Genomic DNA, 15916 nt, shown 5'->3' with positions numbered 1-15916 from the left:
ATTCTGCTTTCGGTAACGGTCATCGAGCGACCGGGCCGGACAAGCGGCCCCCGACTGGTTATCATGGCGGCGTTTCTTTGCGGACGGCCACCATGGTTGATTCTTACGACGACTCCCTCGATACGGGAGAAAAAAGCAAATCCCAGGTTAAACGCGAGCTGCATGCTCTGGTTGACCTCGGCGAGCGCCTTACAACGCTCAAGCCTGACTTGCTGGCAAAACTGCCTTTGACCGACGCCATGCGCCGGGCTCTGGCCGATGCGCCCAAGCACACCGCGAACATCGCGCGTAAACGGCACCTTCAGTTCATCGGCAAACTGATGCGCGATCAGGACACTGACGCGATTCTGGTTTTGCTCGATCAGCTCGATGCCTCCACTCGCCAGTACAACGAACGCTTCCATAACCTGGAACGTTGGCGCGATCGTCTGATCGCCGGCGACGATGCCGTACTGGAAAAATTCGTCGTCGACTACCCGGACGCGGACCGCCAGCAACTGCGTTCCCTGATCCGTCAGGCCCAGCACGAGGTTGCGCAAAACAAGCCTCCTGCTTCCAGCCGTAAAATCTTCAAGTACATCCGTGAGCTGGACGAGACTCAACGCGGTCTGCGTTAATTCTCGAAGCGGGTGAGCTGCCTGGCAGCTCACCCGCAGCCTCACTTCTTACGACCCCGTGCCACCCACGGTGATCGCATCAATCTTCAGCGTTGGCTGGCCGACACCCACCGGCACCGACTGCCCGTCCTTGCCACACGTCCCCACACCACTGTCCAGCGACAGGTCGTTACCGACCATCGACACCTTGCTCATGGCTTCAGGGCCGTTGCCGATCAGCGTCGCGCCTTTGACCGGAGCGGTAATCTTGCCGTCCTCGATCAGGTACGCCTCGCTGGTGGAAAACACAAACTTGCCGCTGGTGATGTCCACCTGGCCGCCGCCGAGGTTGGCGCAGTAGATGCCGCGTTTCACCGAAGCGATGATTTCCGCCGGATCGCTTTCACCGGCGAGCATGTAGGTGTTGGTCATGCGCGGCATCGGCAGGTGCGCGTAGGATTCGCGACGACCGTTACCGGTGCGGGCCACGCCCATCAGGCGGGCGTTGAGCTTGTCCTGCATGTAGCCCTTGAGGACGCCGTTTTCGATCAGCGTGGTGCACTCGGTCGGCGTGCCTTCGTCATCGACGCTCAAGGAGCCACGGCGTCCCGCCAGGGTGCCGTCATCGACGATGGTGCACAGCTTGGACGCAACCATCTCGCCCATGCGCCCGCTGTAGGCCGAGCTGCCCTTGCGGTTGAAGTCGCCTTCCAGGCCGTGACCGACCGCTTCGTGCAGCAATACACCCGACCAGCCGGAACCCAGCACCACTGGCAAGGTACCGGCCGGTGCCGGAATGGCTTCCAGATTGACCAGGGCCTGGCGCAACGCTTCACGGGCATAGCCCATGGCGCGGTCCTCAGCGAGGAAATAACGGTAATCGGTACGCCCGCCACCGCCGTGGCCACCGCGCTCGCGACGGCCGTTCTGCTCGACGATCACACTGACGTTGAAGCGCACCAGTGGCCGTACATCCGCTGCCAGTCCGCCATCGGTGGACGCCACCAGAATCCGCTCCCAGACACCGGCCATGCTCACGGTAACCTGCTGGATACGCGGGTCGAGCGCACGCGTGGCGGCATCGATGCGCTTGAGCAGATCGACTTTCTCGGCACGGGTCAGCACTTCCAGAGGATTGTCCGGCCCGTACAGCTGCGCCACATCCTGGGTGGTGAACGCTTGCACAGTGCCATTCTGCCCGGCCCGGGAGATCGAGCGGGCGGCACGGGCCGCCGCGCCCAAGGCTTCCAGGGTGATGGCGTTGCTGTAGGCAAACCCGGTTTTCTCACCGGATTGCGCGCGCACGCCAACCCCTTGGTCGAGGTTGAAGCTGCCTTCCTTGACGATGCCGTCTTCCAGCGCCCAGGACTCGGATATCTGCCCCTGGAAATACAGGTCGGCGGCATCGATGCCGGGGCCGGCCAGGTCGCCAAGCACACCTTGCAGGCTTTCGATCGTTACGCCACCGGGTGCCAGGAGGTGTTCACTGACTGAGGACAACAACTCGCTCATATGCTTTACGCCTTAAATTCATCGTTCTGAGGCAGGTCGCTGGGCGCCCTGCGAGAAAAAGCGCCGGTGACTGGACACCGGCATCCGCGCCCGGATGGACGCCTGTTCGCTGCTATCGCGTTCGGCCAGCAGCACGGCCTCGCCTTGATCCTGTTGTGCCAGCACCCGCCCCCATGGGTCGATGATAGCGGCGTGACCCCAGGTTTCCCTCGGCCCCGGGTGCGTTCCCCCTTGGGCGGCCGCGAGCACGTAACACTGGGTTTCGATGGCTCGCGCACGAATCAGCACATCCCAGTGTGCAGCACCGGTCACGGCAGTAAAGGCCGAGGGTGCGGTAATCAGCTCGGCACCGGCGGCTCGCAGTTCGCTGTACAGCTCCGGAAATCGCAGGTCATAACAGACTGTCAGGCCGACTCGCCCGACCGGTGTGTCCGCAACCACCACGCCACTGCCATAAGCATAGTCATCGGATTCGCGATAACGGCCGCGATTGTCCGCCACGTCCACGTCGAACAGGTGCAGCTTGTCGTAGCGCGCCACCGTCTGGCCCTGATCATCGACCAGCAACGAGCAGGCATGCACCTTGGCCGTCGGCTGATCCACCGGCGGCAACGGCAAGGTACCGGCCACTATCCATAACTTGAGGTCGCGGGCCGCCTGTTTCAACCACGGCAGGATCGGGCCGTCGCCATGCGCCTCGGCGCGACCGATGTCGGCGATGTCGCGCCGGCCCATGGCGGCGAAGTTTTCCGGCAGCACAGCCAGTTTCGCACCACCGGCGGCCGCCTGTTCCAGCAGCTGGCGCGCCCGGGCCAGATTGGCCGGCACATCGCCCTGGCTGACCATTTGAATCACCGCTACAGACATGGCCTTACCCTTATCTGGAAATCAACACATACCTGTAGGCGCTGCCGCAGGCTGCGATCTTTTGATGTGGCCTTGAAAAGATCGCAGCCTGCGGCAGCGCCTACAAGGGCGGGTAAGGCCATGCTACTCCATAGGCCTTCGGAGTGGTTTTTCAAAAAGCTTTATCGAAGGTGATTTTCGGCTCTTTCCACGGCCCCTTGACGGTGTACTTCACGCTGGCAAAACGCGACACACGGTCACCGATCAGCTTGTCGATCAGGAACAGCGCCCCGCCGATGGCCGGTGCACCGACGATCAGTGCGGCAATCGGCAGGTTGTTGGTCACCGGCAAGGTCACCATCAATTTCGCATCGATCTGATCGGCCACCATGTTCAGAGTGCCGTTGAGCTCGATGGTGCTGGACGGGCCCGTCAATCGGATAGGTTCGCGGGTCACGTACACCCCGTTGGTCGCCACCAGCAGGCCCTTGACCCGGTCATAGCTCAGGCCTTTGCCGAACAGGTCGGAGAAATCCAGACGCAAGCGGCGGCCAATCGAGTTGAAGTTGAGCAGGCCAAACACCCGCAACGCCTGGGCACTGCCTTCAACCTCGACAAACTGGCCTTCATTGAGCGAGGCATCGAGCGTGCCGGAGAAGCGCTTGGTGGCCAGCCATGCCGGCGAGCCGGGCCAGCGGCCATCGACATCCAAGTGAAATTCCTGGCTGGTGACGCTCGGGGCGAAGCCCCAACCCTTGAGCACATCCGCGAGATTCTTGCCGCTGATCCGTCCCTTGTACCAGCTGGAACTGGCGCCGGGCGCGCCTTCCCAACCGCCGCTGCCCTGCAACAGGATGCCCTTGAGGCCCATGTCCAGCGAGTTGAGCGCAATACCCTTGGCCGTCGGACGCACCTTCAGCGACCAGGCGCCGACCAGGTCGTTGCCCTGGTACAACTGGTTGATGATGATATCCAGCGCCGGGATCTTCTTCGGGTCCACCGAGGCCAGGGGGTCCGGCGAGTTTTCATCGGCCAGCACAGTCGGATCAGGTGCTGGCAGCCGCACGGTCTGCAGGTTGATCACCATCGGTGCGGCTTTGGCATCGGGGAAGCTAGCGTTGCCCTTGACCTGCTGGCTGTCGAGTTGCAAGGCCCAGGCGGACGGCTTGCGTGTCAGTTGCACCGCGGCCTGGTCCAGCGTGGTGCCAAAAGCGCTGAGCTTGCCGACCTTGATGTCCGCCCCGCTGAGCAACTGCTTGGCATTGCCGCCGGGGTCTTGCCCGACATACTTGCTCACCAGATCCTGCCACGGGCCGACATCCAGTTCCGACAGCGTGCCACGAATCCGCAGGCCCTTGGCACCGGGCAGCATTGCATTGCCATTGCCGAGGAACAACTCGCCGCGGCCGTTGGCAAAATTGTTGGCAGGAGCGGCAAACGTGAAGTTCGCCAGTTCACCGTAGTTCACCCAATAGCGTCGCTCTTCGCCTTGCAGGGTCATGCGAAAGGAGGTGTCGCGTCCGGCATCCGCCGACAGGCCAAATGGCGCTGGCAGGTCGACGGTGACACCCCTGAGACTGGAATTGACCATCAACTGGCTGTCGGCGCCGTTGAGGGTCAGTTGCAGTTGATACGGGATCACGCCACTGACCGGCAACGGCTGGGTCACGCTCAGCCACTCCGAGAGCTTCTTGACCTCGACCTGTCCGGAAGCGGTGACCCGGGTGTTGAGCTTACCTTCGCGACCCTCGGCGAAAATCTGCGCAGTTACCGGTTTATCAAAGGCGCGGGCGCTGATGTTCTGTCCACTCAAGCCTTTGCTGCTGTCGAAACGGAAGTCACCTTTGAGCTGAGTCAGCTCAAGGGGGGGATCCGGCAGTTTCAAGCGCGCCTTGGCCGTCTTGAAGTCGACCAGGATCTTCGGCTGTTCGCCCCTGGCCAGCGGAATATCCAGCTTCAGCTTGCCTTGCAGGTCGCCCTCACCTTCCCAGCCAGCGAAAGTCTCGGCAGTGCCTATTGGCGCTTCCTTGAGAATTTTCAGGCCATCGCCCAATCCGCCTGCGAACGCGCCATCAAGAAACAAATGGCTGTTCTGCCCGGCAGGCGCGTGGGGAATACTGACGTAGATGTCGCGCACCTGGGTGTCGAGCAACTGCCCCTGGCTGGCCAGAACCCGCACGCCACTGTCTTCGACGAACACATCACCCGTGACCTTGCCGACATGCGGCCAGCCAGGCTGAAACGCCAGCTCGGCATCGTGGACCTTGAAAAACAGGCTGATGCTGCGGGCCGTTTCCTGCGCACCATGATTCAACGAGCCCTGATACTGGAAGAAACCCTGGTCCACCGCACCTTTGAGAATCGCGGTACGCAGCCATTCGTCCAGCGCCGGACTGAGGACGGTCGGCAAGTACTTGGCGGTGTAGCGACCGTCGCCCTCGACCATACCGACCCGCAGGTCCATGTAGTCTTCCCGGGCGCCATCGAAAAACAGGCGGATCAGGAAGTCGCCGGCAATCTTGCCCTCCTCGCCCAGCACTTTCAGGTAGGGCGCAACCAGGGTGAAACTTTCCTTGTCGAGCTTCCAGGTCAAGGTCGCGTTGGCCTGGATGTATTGCCATGGCTTGGCGAAAATCGGGTCCAGGTGCAGCATGAAATCCTTGCTGTCCATGCGCAACTCGCCATGGCCAAGGTCGCCACTGATGCTGCCCGAGACATTGCGTGCCGCCGGCGCGCCGTGATACGCGTCAAAACCGACGTGATCAAGGTTGGCCGCGAAGCTGAACCTGCTGTCGTCGGTGGCATTGGGTTTCACATCGATCAGGACGTTGCGCAGTCCACCGGTGACGTTGAGCCGCTCGACCACCGTGGCAACGCCTTCCGGCAATGGCGCCAGGGCGTTGAGCAGCGGAGTGAGAGGCGTCAGGTCTAGGCGATCGGCTTGCAGGTGCCAGAGGTTTTGCGTGCTGTCGGCGGCCGTGGTCTGCTTGAATTGCAGGCGTGATTCCCAACGGTTCTCGCCCAGGTTCATGGCCAGGGAATCCACCGTGACCAGCATGCCCTCAGCGCTGCGCTGGAAATAACCGTTGAGCGCCAGATTGTTGATCTGGATCGGCTTGCGCTCGGCATAGGCCCCCTTGAGTCGGGGCGCATTCACACGAACGGCGGCACTTTGCAAGGCGCCCTTGCCCCAGGTCACCCACAGCTCGCCGCCGGCCTTGATCTCAGAGAAATTCCATTGCTGGGTCAGGGTTTCGGGCAACCATTTCGACCAGTCGCTTTGCGGCAGGCTCGCATAGACTTCGACCTCGCCGTCCTTCCATTCGCTGGCACGAATGCGGCTACGCAAACTCATGGCCACCGGCTGTCCATCGGGCAGGGTCAAGCGGACATCGAGGCGCTGGCGGGCGGCGCCGGTTTTCAGACTCAAGCCGACGTACGTCAGTGTCAGCGGTGATTCCCCCCACGGCTGCAACGTGACCTGGCTGTCGAGTACCGACAGCTGCTGGATCATTTGCATGCGATTGAGCAACTGCTCCGGGTCGAGGGGTTGATCATCCTTAACCGGCAAACCTTCCAGCGCCCAATTGCCATCATCGCCTTGCTTGAGGCTGATCTTCAGGCCATCGAGTTCCAGCCTGGCAAGGCGCACGTCCCGTGCCAGCAGACTGGCCCACAGGTCCGGGATAGCCCGCACCTGATCCAGGTGCAGGGCATTGGCACCCTCGCCTACCGTTACATCGTGAGCCGACAGTATCGGCGCAAAGCCACTCCAGCTGCCTTTCAACTCACCGATTTGCAGGGGCATGCCCAAGGCCTCGCTGGCCTTGGTTTCGACTTCGCTACGGTACTCGGCCACCAGTGGCGCCAGTTCCCGGCCAAGGCTGACGTACACCGCCATCAATACCAAAACCAACGCGCACAGGCCCAGACCCCAGCGGGTCAGTGCGGCCAATATGCGTGTCAGACGCTCCATGTCAGTTGGCTCCCCATGGCAAAAGTTTTGCAGAAAGCTGAAGCCAGCCGTTCAGGAAAATTCAAGACGCAGCAACTCAGAGCAGCACTACGTCGTATTGTTCCTGGGAATACATGGTTTCGACCTGGAACCTGATGGTGCGCCCGATGAACACTTCAAGTTCGGCGACGTTGCCCGACTCTTCATCGAGCAGGCGGTCGACGACTCTCTGGTTCGCCAGTACACGATAGCCTTCCGCCTGATAGGCGCGCGCCTCACGAAGGATTTCGCGAAAGATTTCATAGCAAATGGTTTCCGGAGTTTTCAGCTTGCCGCGCCCCTGGCAGCTGGTGCACGGCTCGCACAGGACCTGTTCAAGGCTTTCGCGGGTGCGCTTGCGTGTCATCTGTACCAGGCCCAACTCGGTGATGCCGATGATGTTGGTCTTGGCGTGGTCGCGCTCCAGTTGCTTCTCGAGGGTGCGCAACACCTGGCGCTGGTGCTCTTCATCTACCATGTCGATGAAGTCGATGATGATGATCCCGCCCAGGTTGCGCAGCCTCAGTTGACGGGCAATGGCGGTCGCGGCTTCGAGGTTGGTCTTGAAGATGGTTTCTTCAAGATTGCGATGCCCCACGAACGCCCCGGTGTTGACGTCGATGGTGCTCATGGCCTCTGCCGGGTCGACCACCAGGTAACCGCCGGACTTGAGCGGGACTTTGCGCTCCAGGGCTTTCTGAATTTCATCTTCGACGCCATACAGGTCGAAAATCGGTCGTTCGCCCGGATAATGCTCCAGACGATCGGCGATTTCCGGCATCAGTTCGGCGACGAACTGCGTAGTTTTCTGGAAGGTTTCCCGGGAGTCGATGCGAATTTTCTCGATCTTCGGGCTCACCAGGTCCCGTAGCGTGCGCAGCGCCAGGCCAAGGTCTTCGTAGATCACGCTGGGAGCGCTGATAGTCTTGATCTGCTCGCTGATCTGGTCCCACAACCTGCGCAGATAGCGGATGTCCATGAGGATTTCATCGGCCCCGGCACCTTCGGCCGCCGTGCGCAGTATGAAACCGCCCGCTTCCTTGATGCCCTCTTTGGCGACGCAATCGGTCACCACTTGCTTGAGCCGTTCGCGCTCGGCTTCGTCTTCGATCTTCAGCGAAATACCCACGTGGGCGGTGCGCGGCATGTACACCAGGTAGCGCGAAGGGATCGACAGTTGCGTCGTCAGGCGCGCACCTTTGGAGCCAATCGGGTCCTTGGTGACTTGCACGACCAGGCTCTGGCCTTCGTGCACCAGCGCGCTGATGCTCTCGACGGCCGGACCTTCACGCAGGGAGATTTCCGACGCATGAATGAATGCGGCGCGGTCCAGGCCGATATCGACAAACGCCGCCTGCATGCCCGGCAATACCCGCACGACTTTGCCCTTGTAGATGTTGCCGACGATCCCGCGTTTTTGCGTGCGCTCGACATGAACTTCTTGCAGGACACCGTTTTCGACCACCGCCACGCGCGATTCCATCGGCGTGATGTTGATCAGGATCTCTTCACTCATGGCAGGGTCTCGTTCAGGCATGTTCACGATAATGGCCGGATACAACGCTTAGCGCGCGTTATGGGGTTGCCAACAGGGTATGCCGAAATGGCCGAGCAGTTCCGCGGTTTCGCACAGCGGCAATCCAACCACCGCCGAGTAACTTCCAGTGAGCCCGGCGACAAACACCGCACCCAGTCCTTGAATGCCATATCCACCGGCCTTGTCCCGCGGTTCGCCGCTGGCCCAGTAGGCGGCGGCTTCATCAGGGCTGATATGACGAAAACGTACCTGGCTGGTGACCACTCGAGACTCGCAACGCTCGCCGTCGAGCACTGCAATAGCCGTGAGGACCTGATGCTCGCGCCCGGACAACATCTTCAGCATGGCGCACGCGTCAGGTTCATCAACTGGTTTGCCAAGAATTTTTCCGTCGAGCACCACAGCGGTGTCGGCACCGAGCACACAGCACTGGACGTCAGACGCGATCGCGCCGCGCCCGGCCTCGGCCTTGCCGCGCGCCAGGCGCTCGACATAGGCCGAAGGGGATTCGTGAGTCAAAGGGGTTTCGTCGATATCCGCACTGATGGCGCAAAACGGTACGCCGATCTGCGTGAGCAGTTCACGCCGACGTGGCGAGCCAGAGGCGAGGTATAACCGTTTCATCAAGACCTCTCCCTGTCTGAATGCCTGAGCGAATTAATTGATTTTGTAGCGTCGACGCAGTCCGCGCAAACCGAAGCTGATCCAGGGCCAGAGCAACGCGCTGACCAGGGCCGGCAACACCAGCGCCAGGGTCGGTTGACGATTGCCGGTCAGGGCGCTGAGCCAAAGTTGCACAAGCTGAGCGAGGCCGAAGATCACCAGGATCACCAGGCTCTGCTGCCACATCGGGAACATTCGCAGGCGTTGCTGCAGCGCCAGCACCAAGTAGGTGATGAGCGTCAGGATCAAGGCATTCTGCCCCAGCAGCGTGCCGTACAGCACATCTTCGGCCAGGCCCAGGCACCAGGCCGTGACCATCCCGACTTTCTGCGGCAGCGCCAGCGCCCAGAACGCCAGCAGCAAGGCCAGCCACAAGGGACGCAAGATCTCCATGAATTGCGGCAGTGGCGATACGCTTAGCAACATGCCGATGGCAAACGTCAGCCAGACGATCCAGCCGTTTCGGGAAGCTGTAGCACCGACCATTATTCTCGTCCCCTGGTAGTAGCCGGCGCGGAGACTGGCGGTTTGGCCGCAGGCTTGGCGGCGGCGGGTTGCGCCGCCGGTGGCTTGGCGGGTGCGGTCGCGGCTGGTTTGGTAGCAGGCTTGACCGGGGTCGTGGCAGCCGGCGCGGCCACTGGAGCAGTTGGGGCAGCGGGAGCGGTAACAGCCGCAGGAACAACCGCTGGCCTCGGCACGGTCGCCGGAATGATCGGCCCACCGCCCTGCGCATCCAGGCTTTCCTGGGCCTGGGCAGCATCGTTGGCGCGCTCTTCGGCGGTCCGGGTGTCGCTGAACACCAGCAGCAGGTAACGGCTGCGGTTCAAGGCGGCAGTTGGCACGGCGCGAACGATGGCGAACGGCTGGCCAGAATCGTGGATCACTTCCTTGACCGTCGCCACCGGGTAACCTGCCGGGAAGCGCTGGCCAAGGCCGGAACTGACCAGCAGGTCGCCTTCCTTGATATCGGCGGTATCGGCGACGTGACGCAGTTCCAGGCGCTCCGGGTTGCCAGTGCCGCTGGCAATGGCGCGCAGGCCGTTGCGGTTGACCTGCACCGGAATGCTATGGGTGGAATCGGTCAGCAGCAGGACCCGGGAGGTGTAGGGCATCAACTCGACCACCTGGCCCATCAGGCCTCGGGCATCGAGTACCGGCTGACCGAGCACCACGCCGTCGCGCTCACCCTTGTTGATGATGATGCGATGGGTGAACGGGTTGGGGTCCATGCCGATCAACTCGGCCACTTCGACCTTTTCGTTGACCAGTGCCGAAGAGTTGAGCAGCTCGCGCAGCCGGACGTTCTGCTCGGTCAGGGAGGCAAGCTTTTGCATGCGCCCCTGCAACAGCAGGTTTTCGCTCTTGAGTTTTTCGTTTTCGGCGACGAGTTCGGTGCGGCTGCCAAACTGGCTGGCCACACCCTGCCATAGCCGCTGCGGCAGGTCGGTGATCCAGTAAGACTGCATCAGCACCAGCGACATCTGGCTACGCACTGGCTTGAACAGTGTGAAGCGGGCATCGACCACCATCAGCGCGACCGACAGCACGACCAGCACCAACAAGCGCACGCCCAGTGAGGGACCCTTGGTGAAAAGCGGTTTAATAAGCCGCTCCTCCCAGGCAAATGTTCTCTTTATTCATACGGCATCAAACCGGCCTGGATGCAGACGACAGAAGATAAACGCGAACAGGCAGCACTGCAAAGTGCCGCCTGCGCGCTCAACAGCATAGAGGCGATCCGGCGAATTACTCGCTGGAGAGCAGGTCCATGGTGTGTTTATCCATCATTTCCAATGCACGGCCACCGCCGCGAGCAACGCAGGTCAACGGGTCTTCGGCGACGATCACCGGCAAGCCGGTTTCCTGGGCCAGCAACTTGTCGAGGTCTCGCAGCAAGGCGCCACCACCGGTCAGTACCAGGCCACGCTCGGCGATGTCGGAAGCCAGTTCCGGCGGCGATTGCTCCAGGGCGCTTTTCACGGCCTGAACGATGGTCGCCAGCGACTCTTGCAGAGCTTCGAGCACCTCGTTGGAGTTCAGGGTGAACGCGCGTGGAACACCTTCGGCCAGGTTGCGGCCACGAACGTCGACTTCGCGAACTTCGCCGCCCGGGTAGGCGGTACCGATTTCCTGCTTGATGCGTTCGGCAGTCGATTCACCGATCAGGCTGCCGTAGTTGCGACGCACATAAGTGATGATCGCTTCGTCGAAGCGGTCGCCGCCAACGCGTACGGATTCGGCATAAACCACACCGTTCAGGGAGATCAGCGCGATTTCGGTGGTACCGCCACCGATATCCACGACCATCGAACCGCGAGCTTCTTCAACCGGCAGGCCGGCACCGATCGCGGCAGCCATCGGCTCTTCGATCAGGAATACTTCACGGGCACCGGCGCCAAGCGCCGATTCACGGATGGCGCGACGCTCAACCTGGGTGGATTTGCACGGAACGCAGATCAGCACACGAGGGCTAGGCTGCAGGAAGCTGTTTTCGTGAACCTTGTTGATAAAGTACTGCAGCATCTTTTCGCAGACGCTGAAATCGGCGATCACGCCGTCTTTCATCGGACGAATGGCAGCAATGTTGCCCGGCGTACGGCCCAACATGCGCTTCGCTTCGGTGCCGACAGCAACGACACTTTTCTGGTTACCGTGCGTCCGAATGGCCACAACCGATGGCTCATTCAGGACGATACCGCGCTCGCGCACGTAAATAAGGGTGTTGGCAGTGCCCAGGTCAATGGAAAGATCGCTGGAAAACATGCCACGCAGTTTCTTGAACATGGGAAAGGGACCCTAGGCAACGCGTGGGTAAAAAAGTGCGGCAAACTCTAACAACGACAGGGATTTTGGGCAAGGCGCCAATATGTTAAATTGACCGCTTTTATGTGCACCAAACCCCACAATCGCGGCCATATGACCGTAGAAGTGCGGTAGTGTTCCGACAATCTAACACACGGACGCCGTCCGTTTTGTTTTCCACTGGAGAATCCCAATGGCGCTTGAACGCTCCGACGTGGAAAAAATCGCTCATCTGGCCTGTCTGGGCCTCAATGATGCCGATCTTCCACACATCACTTCGGCCCTCAACAGCATTCTCGGGCTGGTCGACGAAATGCAGGCAGTCGATACCAACGGTATCGAGCCGCTGGCCCACCCACTGGAAGCCAGCCAGCGCCTGCGTGCGGACGTCGTGACCGAGACCAATCACCGCGAGGCCTACCAGTCCATCGCACCAGCGGTCGAAAACGGCCTGTACCTGGTTCCGAAAGTCATCGACTAAAGGGAAAGAGCCTGCAATGCATCAATTGACTCTGGCCGAGATCGCCCGCGGACTCGCCGATAAAAAGTTTTCCTCCGAAGAGCTGACCAAAGCCTTGCTGGCGCGCATCACCCAGCTCGACCCGCAGCTCAACAGTTTCATCAGCCTCACCGAAGACCTGGCGCTGACGCAGGCGAAAGCCGCTGACGCCCGCCGGGCCAACGGTGAGAGCGGCGCCCTGCTCGGCGCGCCGATCGCCCACAAGGACCTGTTCTGCACCCAGGGCATTCGCACCAGTTGCGGCTCGAAGATGCTCGACAACTTTAAAGCACCGTACGACGCCACCGTCGTCGCCAAGCTGGCCGCTGCCGGGGCCGTGACCCTGGGCAAGACCAACATGGATGAATTCGCCATGGGTTCGGCCAACGAGTCGAGCTACTACGGCGCGGTGAAAAACCCATGGAACCTGGAACATGTACCGGGCGGCTCGTCCGGTGGTTCCGCTGCGGCGGTTGCCGCTCGACTGTTACCAGCAGCCACCGGTACCGACACTGGCGGTTCCATCCGTCAGCCTGCGGCCCTGACCAACCTCACCGGCCTGAAACCGACGTACGGTCGTGTTTCGCGCTGGGGCATGATCGCTTATGCCTCGAGTCTCGATCAGGGTGGTCCGTTGGCGCGCACGGCCGAAGACTGCGCAATATTGTTGCAAGGTATGGCCGGCTTCGACCCGAACGACTCCACCAGCATCGACGAACCCGTGCCGGACTACAGCGCCAGCCTCAACGGCTCGCTGCAAGGCCTGCGCATCGGCGTGCCTAAAGAGTATTTCAGCGCCGGTCTCGACCCGCGCATCGCCGAGCTGATCCACAACAGCGTCAAGGAGCTGGAAAAGCTCGGCGCCGTGGTCAAGGAAATCAGCCTGCCGAACATGCAGCACGCGATCCCCGCGTACTACGTGATCGCTCCGGCGGAAGCCTCGTCGAACCTGTCGCGTTTCGACGGCGTGCGCTTCGGCTATCGCTGCGAAAACCCGGTCAACCTGATCGACCTGTACAAACGCTCCCGTGGCGAAGGCTTCGGCCCGGAAGTGCAGCGCCGGATCATGGTCGGTGCCTATGCGCTGTCCGCCGGTTACTACGACGCCTATTACCTGAAGGCGCAGAAGATCCGTCGCCTGATCAAGAACGACTTCATGGCCGCTTTCAACGAGGTCGACATCATCCTTGGCCCAACCACGCCGAACCCGGCCTGGAAGCTCGGCGCCAAGAACAGCGACCCGGTCGCTGCCTACCTGGAAGATGTCTACACCATCACCGCCAACCTCGCCGGCCTGCCAGGCCTGTCGATGCCGGCCGGTTTTGTCGACGGTCTGCCGGTCGGCGTGCAACTGCTCGCCCCGTATTTCCAGGAAGGCCGCTTGCTCAACGTTGCGCACCAGTACCAGTTGAACACTGACTGGCACACCCGCACCCCAACCGGCTTCTGAGGAGACACACATGCAATGGGAAGTCGTGATCGGGCTGGAGATTCATACCCAGCTCACCACCCGGTCGAAAATCTTTTCCGGTAGTTCCACCACCTTCGGCTCCGAGCCGAACACCCAGGCCAGCCTGATCGACCTGGGCATGCCTGGCGTACTGCCGGTGCTGAACCAGGAAGCGGTGCGCATGGCGGTGATGTTCGGCCTGGCGATTGACGCCGAGATTGGCCAGCACAACGTGTTCGCCCGGAAAAACTATTTCTACCCGGACCTGCCCAAGGGTTACCAGATCAGCCAGATGGAATTGCCGATCGTCGGCAAGGGCCACCTGGACATCGCCCTTGAAGACGGCACGGTCAAACGCGTCGGCATCACCCGCGCGCACCTGGAAGAAGACGCCGGCAAGAGCCTGCACGAAGAATTCAGCGGCGCCACTGGCATTGACCTGAACCGTGCCGGCACGCCGCTGCTGGAGATCGTTTCCGAGCCGGACATGCGCAGCGCCAAGGAAGCCGTGGCTTACGTCAAGGCGATCCACGCACTGGTACGTTACCTGGGGATTTGCGATGGCAACATGGCCGAAGGCTCGCTGCGTTGCGACTGCAACGTGTCGATCCGTCCAAAAGGCCAGGTCGAGTTCGGTACGCGCTGCGAGATCAAGAACGTCAACTCGTTCCGCTTCATCGAGAAGGCGATCAACAGCGAAATCCAGCGCCAGATCGAGCTGATCGAAGACGGCGGCAAGGTCATCCAGCAGACTCGCCTGTACGATCCGAACAAGGACGAGACCCGTCCGATGCGCAGTAAAGAGGAAGCCAACGACTATCGTTACTTCCCCGATCCGGACCTGCTGCCGGTGGTCATCGAGAACTCTTTCCTCGATGACGTGCGCGCCACCCTGCCGGAATTGCCGCCGCAGAAGCGTGAGCGCTTCCAGGCGCAGTTTGGCCTGTCTGTGTACGATGCCAGCGTCCTGGCCACCAGCCGCGAGCAGGCCGACTACTTCGAGAAAGTCGCGAGCATCGGCGGCGACGCCAAGCTGGCGGCCAACTGGGTGATGGTCGAGTTGGGCAGCCTGCTCAACAAGCAAGGCCTGGACATCGAACAGTCACCGGTTTCCGCAGAGCAACTGGGCGGCATGCTGCTGCGCATCAAGGACAACACCATCTCCGGCAAGATCGCCAAGGTGGTCTTTGAAGCGATGGCCAACGGCGAAGGCAGCGCGGACGAGATCATCGACAAGCGCGGCTTGAAGCAAGTGACCGACACCGGCGCGATCTCGGCGGTGCTGGATGAAATGCTTGCGGCCAACGCCGAGCAAGTCGAGCAATACCGCGCGGCAGACGAAGCCAAGCGCGGCAAGATGTTCGGCTTCTTCGTCGGCCAGGCCATGAAAGCCTCCAAAGGCAAGGCCAACCCGCAACAGGTTAACGAACTGCTCAAAAGCAAGCTCGAAGGCTGATGAAAATGGAGCCAGCCCAACACACTGGCTCCATTCCCCTGTGGGAGCGGCGGTGGGACGATTCGACTTGCTCGCGAATGCGGTTGGGCACTCAATTCAAAGTTGACTGTCAGAATGCATTCGCGAGCAAGTCGAATCGTCGCACCGCCGCTCCCACATTTGTTTTTGGAAGTTTTCAAATGAAGCGTCTACTTGGACTTTGCGCCCTGCTCTCGTTCCTGGCCGGTTGCGCCAGCAACGATACCGTCGACCCCCACGGCTACGACAAAACCGGCGTTGCGTCCTACTACGGCGCCAAACACCAAGGCAAACGCACCGCCAGTGGCGAGCGTTTCAACAAGAATTCCCTGACCGCCGCCCATCGCCAGCTACCCTTCGGTACACGGGTGAAGGTCACCAACCTGAACAACGACAGATCCTGCGTGGTACGCATCAACGACCGCGGCCCGCATACCCGGGGCCGCTTGATCGACCTGTCCCAGGAGGCCGCCGAACGCCTGGGCATGCTCAAGAGCGGCACCGCGCGGGTTCGCGTGCAGGCCCTCGACTGACCGACGGAGT

The 15916-nt window shown here is 61.3% G+C and carries 13 protein-coding genes; 5 read left to right on the top strand and 8 right to left on the bottom strand.

Going from position 1 to position 15916, the window contains the following annotated elements; genetic code table 11:
* Window positions 1–92 precede the first annotated feature (92 nt).
* The gene (gene yjgA, locus BKX96_RS00690) at window positions 93–617 is read left to right on the top strand and encodes a ribosome biogenesis factor YjgA (RefSeq protein WP_034148278.1); all 525 of its coding nucleotides are present in this window, start codon (window positions 93–95) and stop codon (window positions 615–617) included.
* 48 nt (window positions 618–665) lie between these two features.
* On the opposite strand, the gene tldD is transcribed toward yjgA, so the two are convergent.
* The 8 genes from tldD to mreB all read right to left on the bottom strand — a co-directional run bounded on the left by tldD (window position 666) and on the right by mreB (window position 11932).
* The gene (gene tldD, locus BKX96_RS00685) at window positions 666–2108 is read right to left on the bottom strand and encodes a metalloprotease TldD (RefSeq protein WP_046820560.1); all 1443 of its coding nucleotides are present in this window, start codon (window positions 2106–2108) and stop codon (window positions 666–668) included.
* Between the two features lie 18 nt (window positions 2109–2126).
* The gene (locus tag BKX96_RS00680) at window positions 2127–2975 is read right to left on the bottom strand and encodes a carbon-nitrogen hydrolase family protein (RefSeq protein ID WP_077182439.1); all 849 of its coding nucleotides are present in this window, start codon (window positions 2973–2975) and stop codon (window positions 2127–2129) included.
* Window positions 2976–3126: 151 nt separating this feature from the next.
* The gene (locus BKX96_RS00675) at window positions 3127–6930 is read right to left on the bottom strand and encodes a YhdP family protein (protein ID WP_077182438.1); all 3804 of its coding nucleotides are present in this window, start codon (window positions 6928–6930) and stop codon (window positions 3127–3129) included.
* A gap of 76 nt (window positions 6931–7006) precedes the next feature.
* Window positions 7007–8464 carry a ribonuclease G gene (gene rng, locus BKX96_RS00670; RefSeq protein ID WP_046820563.1) on the bottom strand — a complete coding sequence of 486 codons (1458 nt, stop codon included), beginning with the start codon at window positions 8462–8464 and terminating at the stop codon, window positions 7007–7009.
* A 48-nt stretch (window positions 8465–8512) separates the two neighbouring features.
* The gene (locus BKX96_RS00665; protein ID WP_046820564.1) at window positions 8513–9109 is read right to left on the bottom strand and encodes a Maf family protein; all 597 of its coding nucleotides are present in this window, start codon (window positions 9107–9109) and stop codon (window positions 8513–8515) included.
* 33 nt (window positions 9110–9142) lie between these two features.
* Window positions 9143–9634 carry a rod shape-determining protein MreD gene (gene mreD / locus BKX96_RS00660; RefSeq protein WP_046820565.1) on the bottom strand — a complete coding sequence of 164 codons (492 nt, stop codon included), beginning with the start codon at window positions 9632–9634 and terminating at the stop codon, window positions 9143–9145.
* Entirely contained in the window at window positions 9634–10752 is a 1119-nt protein-coding gene (gene mreC / locus BKX96_RS00655) for a rod shape-determining protein MreC (RefSeq protein WP_077182437.1), read from the bottom strand. Before mreC ends, mreD begins: the two co-directional genes overlap by 1 nt.
* A gap of 142 nt (window positions 10753–10894) precedes the next feature.
* Entirely contained in the window at window positions 10895–11932 is a 1038-nt protein-coding gene (mreB, locus tag BKX96_RS00650) for a rod shape-determining protein MreB (RefSeq protein WP_002555108.1), read from the bottom strand.
* Window positions 11933–12143: 211 nt separating this feature from the next.
* Between mreB and gatC the strand changes: the two genes are divergently transcribed.
* The 4 genes from gatC (at window position 12144) to BKX96_RS00630 (ending at window position 15906) form a co-directional block, all read left to right on the top strand.
* The gene (gene gatC / locus BKX96_RS00645; RefSeq protein ID WP_046820567.1) at window positions 12144–12431 is read left to right on the top strand and encodes an Asp-tRNA(Asn)/Glu-tRNA(Gln) amidotransferase subunit GatC; all 288 of its coding nucleotides are present in this window, start codon (window positions 12144–12146) and stop codon (window positions 12429–12431) included.
* A gap of 16 nt (window positions 12432–12447) precedes the next feature.
* On the top strand, window positions 12448–13899 hold the full coding sequence (gene gatA / locus BKX96_RS00640) for an Asp-tRNA(Asn)/Glu-tRNA(Gln) amidotransferase subunit GatA (RefSeq protein WP_046820568.1): 1452 nt from the start codon (window positions 12448–12450) through the stop codon (window positions 13897–13899).
* A gap of 10 nt (window positions 13900–13909) precedes the next feature.
* Window positions 13910–15355, top strand: a complete 1446-nt coding sequence (gene gatB, locus BKX96_RS00635; RefSeq protein ID WP_046820569.1) for an Asp-tRNA(Asn)/Glu-tRNA(Gln) amidotransferase subunit GatB — start codon at window positions 13910–13912, stop codon at window positions 15353–15355.
* Window positions 15356–15534: 179 nt separating this feature from the next.
* The gene (locus BKX96_RS00630) at window positions 15535–15906 is read left to right on the top strand and encodes a septal ring lytic transglycosylase RlpA family protein (protein WP_046820570.1); all 372 of its coding nucleotides are present in this window, start codon (window positions 15535–15537) and stop codon (window positions 15904–15906) included.
* Window positions 15907–15916 lie beyond the last annotated feature (10 nt).

Source organism: Pseudomonas putida, assembly GCF_001976065.1.
GTDB classification, from domain to species: Bacteria; Pseudomonadota; Gammaproteobacteria; order Pseudomonadales; family Pseudomonadaceae; genus Aquipseudomonas; species Aquipseudomonas serbica.
This window is presented reverse-complemented; position numbering and strand designations above follow the sequence as displayed.

What these genes read in the sequence shown, in the direction of transcription:
- BKX96_RS00630 (WP_046820570.1), top strand. Translation starts at nt 15,535, where the DNA reads ATGAAGCGTCTACTTGGACTTTGCGCCCTGCTCTCGTTCCTGGCCGGT.
- rng (WP_046820563.1), bottom strand. Translation starts at nt 8,464, where the DNA reads ATGAGTGAAGAGATCCTGATCAACATCACGCCGATGGAATCGCGCGTG.
- gatA (WP_046820568.1), top strand. Translation starts at nt 12,448, where the DNA reads ATGCATCAATTGACTCTGGCCGAGATCGCCCGCGGACTCGCCGATAAA.
- mreB (WP_002555108.1), bottom strand. Translation starts at nt 11,932, where the DNA reads ATGTTCAAGAAACTGCGTGGCATGTTTTCCAGCGATCTTTCCATTGAC.
- BKX96_RS00675 (WP_077182438.1), bottom strand. Translation starts at nt 6,930, where the DNA reads ATGGAGCGTCTGACACGCATATTGGCCGCACTGACCCGCTGGGGTCTG.
- gatC (WP_046820567.1), top strand. Translation starts at nt 12,144, where the DNA reads ATGGCGCTTGAACGCTCCGACGTGGAAAAAATCGCTCATCTGGCCTGT.
- BKX96_RS00680 (WP_077182439.1), bottom strand. Translation starts at nt 2,975, where the DNA reads ATGTCTGTAGCGGTGATTCAAATGGTCAGCCAGGGCGATGTGCCGGCC.
- gatB (WP_046820569.1), top strand. Translation starts at nt 13,910, where the DNA reads ATGCAATGGGAAGTCGTGATCGGGCTGGAGATTCATACCCAGCTCACC.
- tldD (WP_046820560.1), bottom strand. Translation starts at nt 2,108, where the DNA reads ATGAGCGAGTTGTTGTCCTCAGTCAGTGAACACCTCCTGGCACCCGGT.
- yjgA (WP_034148278.1), top strand. Translation starts at nt 93, where the DNA reads ATGGTTGATTCTTACGACGACTCCCTCGATACGGGAGAAAAAAGCAAA.
- BKX96_RS00665 (WP_046820564.1), bottom strand. Translation starts at nt 9,109, where the DNA reads ATGAAACGGTTATACCTCGCCTCTGGCTCGCCACGTCGGCGTGAACTG.
- mreD (WP_046820565.1), bottom strand. Translation starts at nt 9,634, where the DNA reads ATGGTCGGTGCTACAGCTTCCCGAAACGGCTGGATCGTCTGGCTGACG.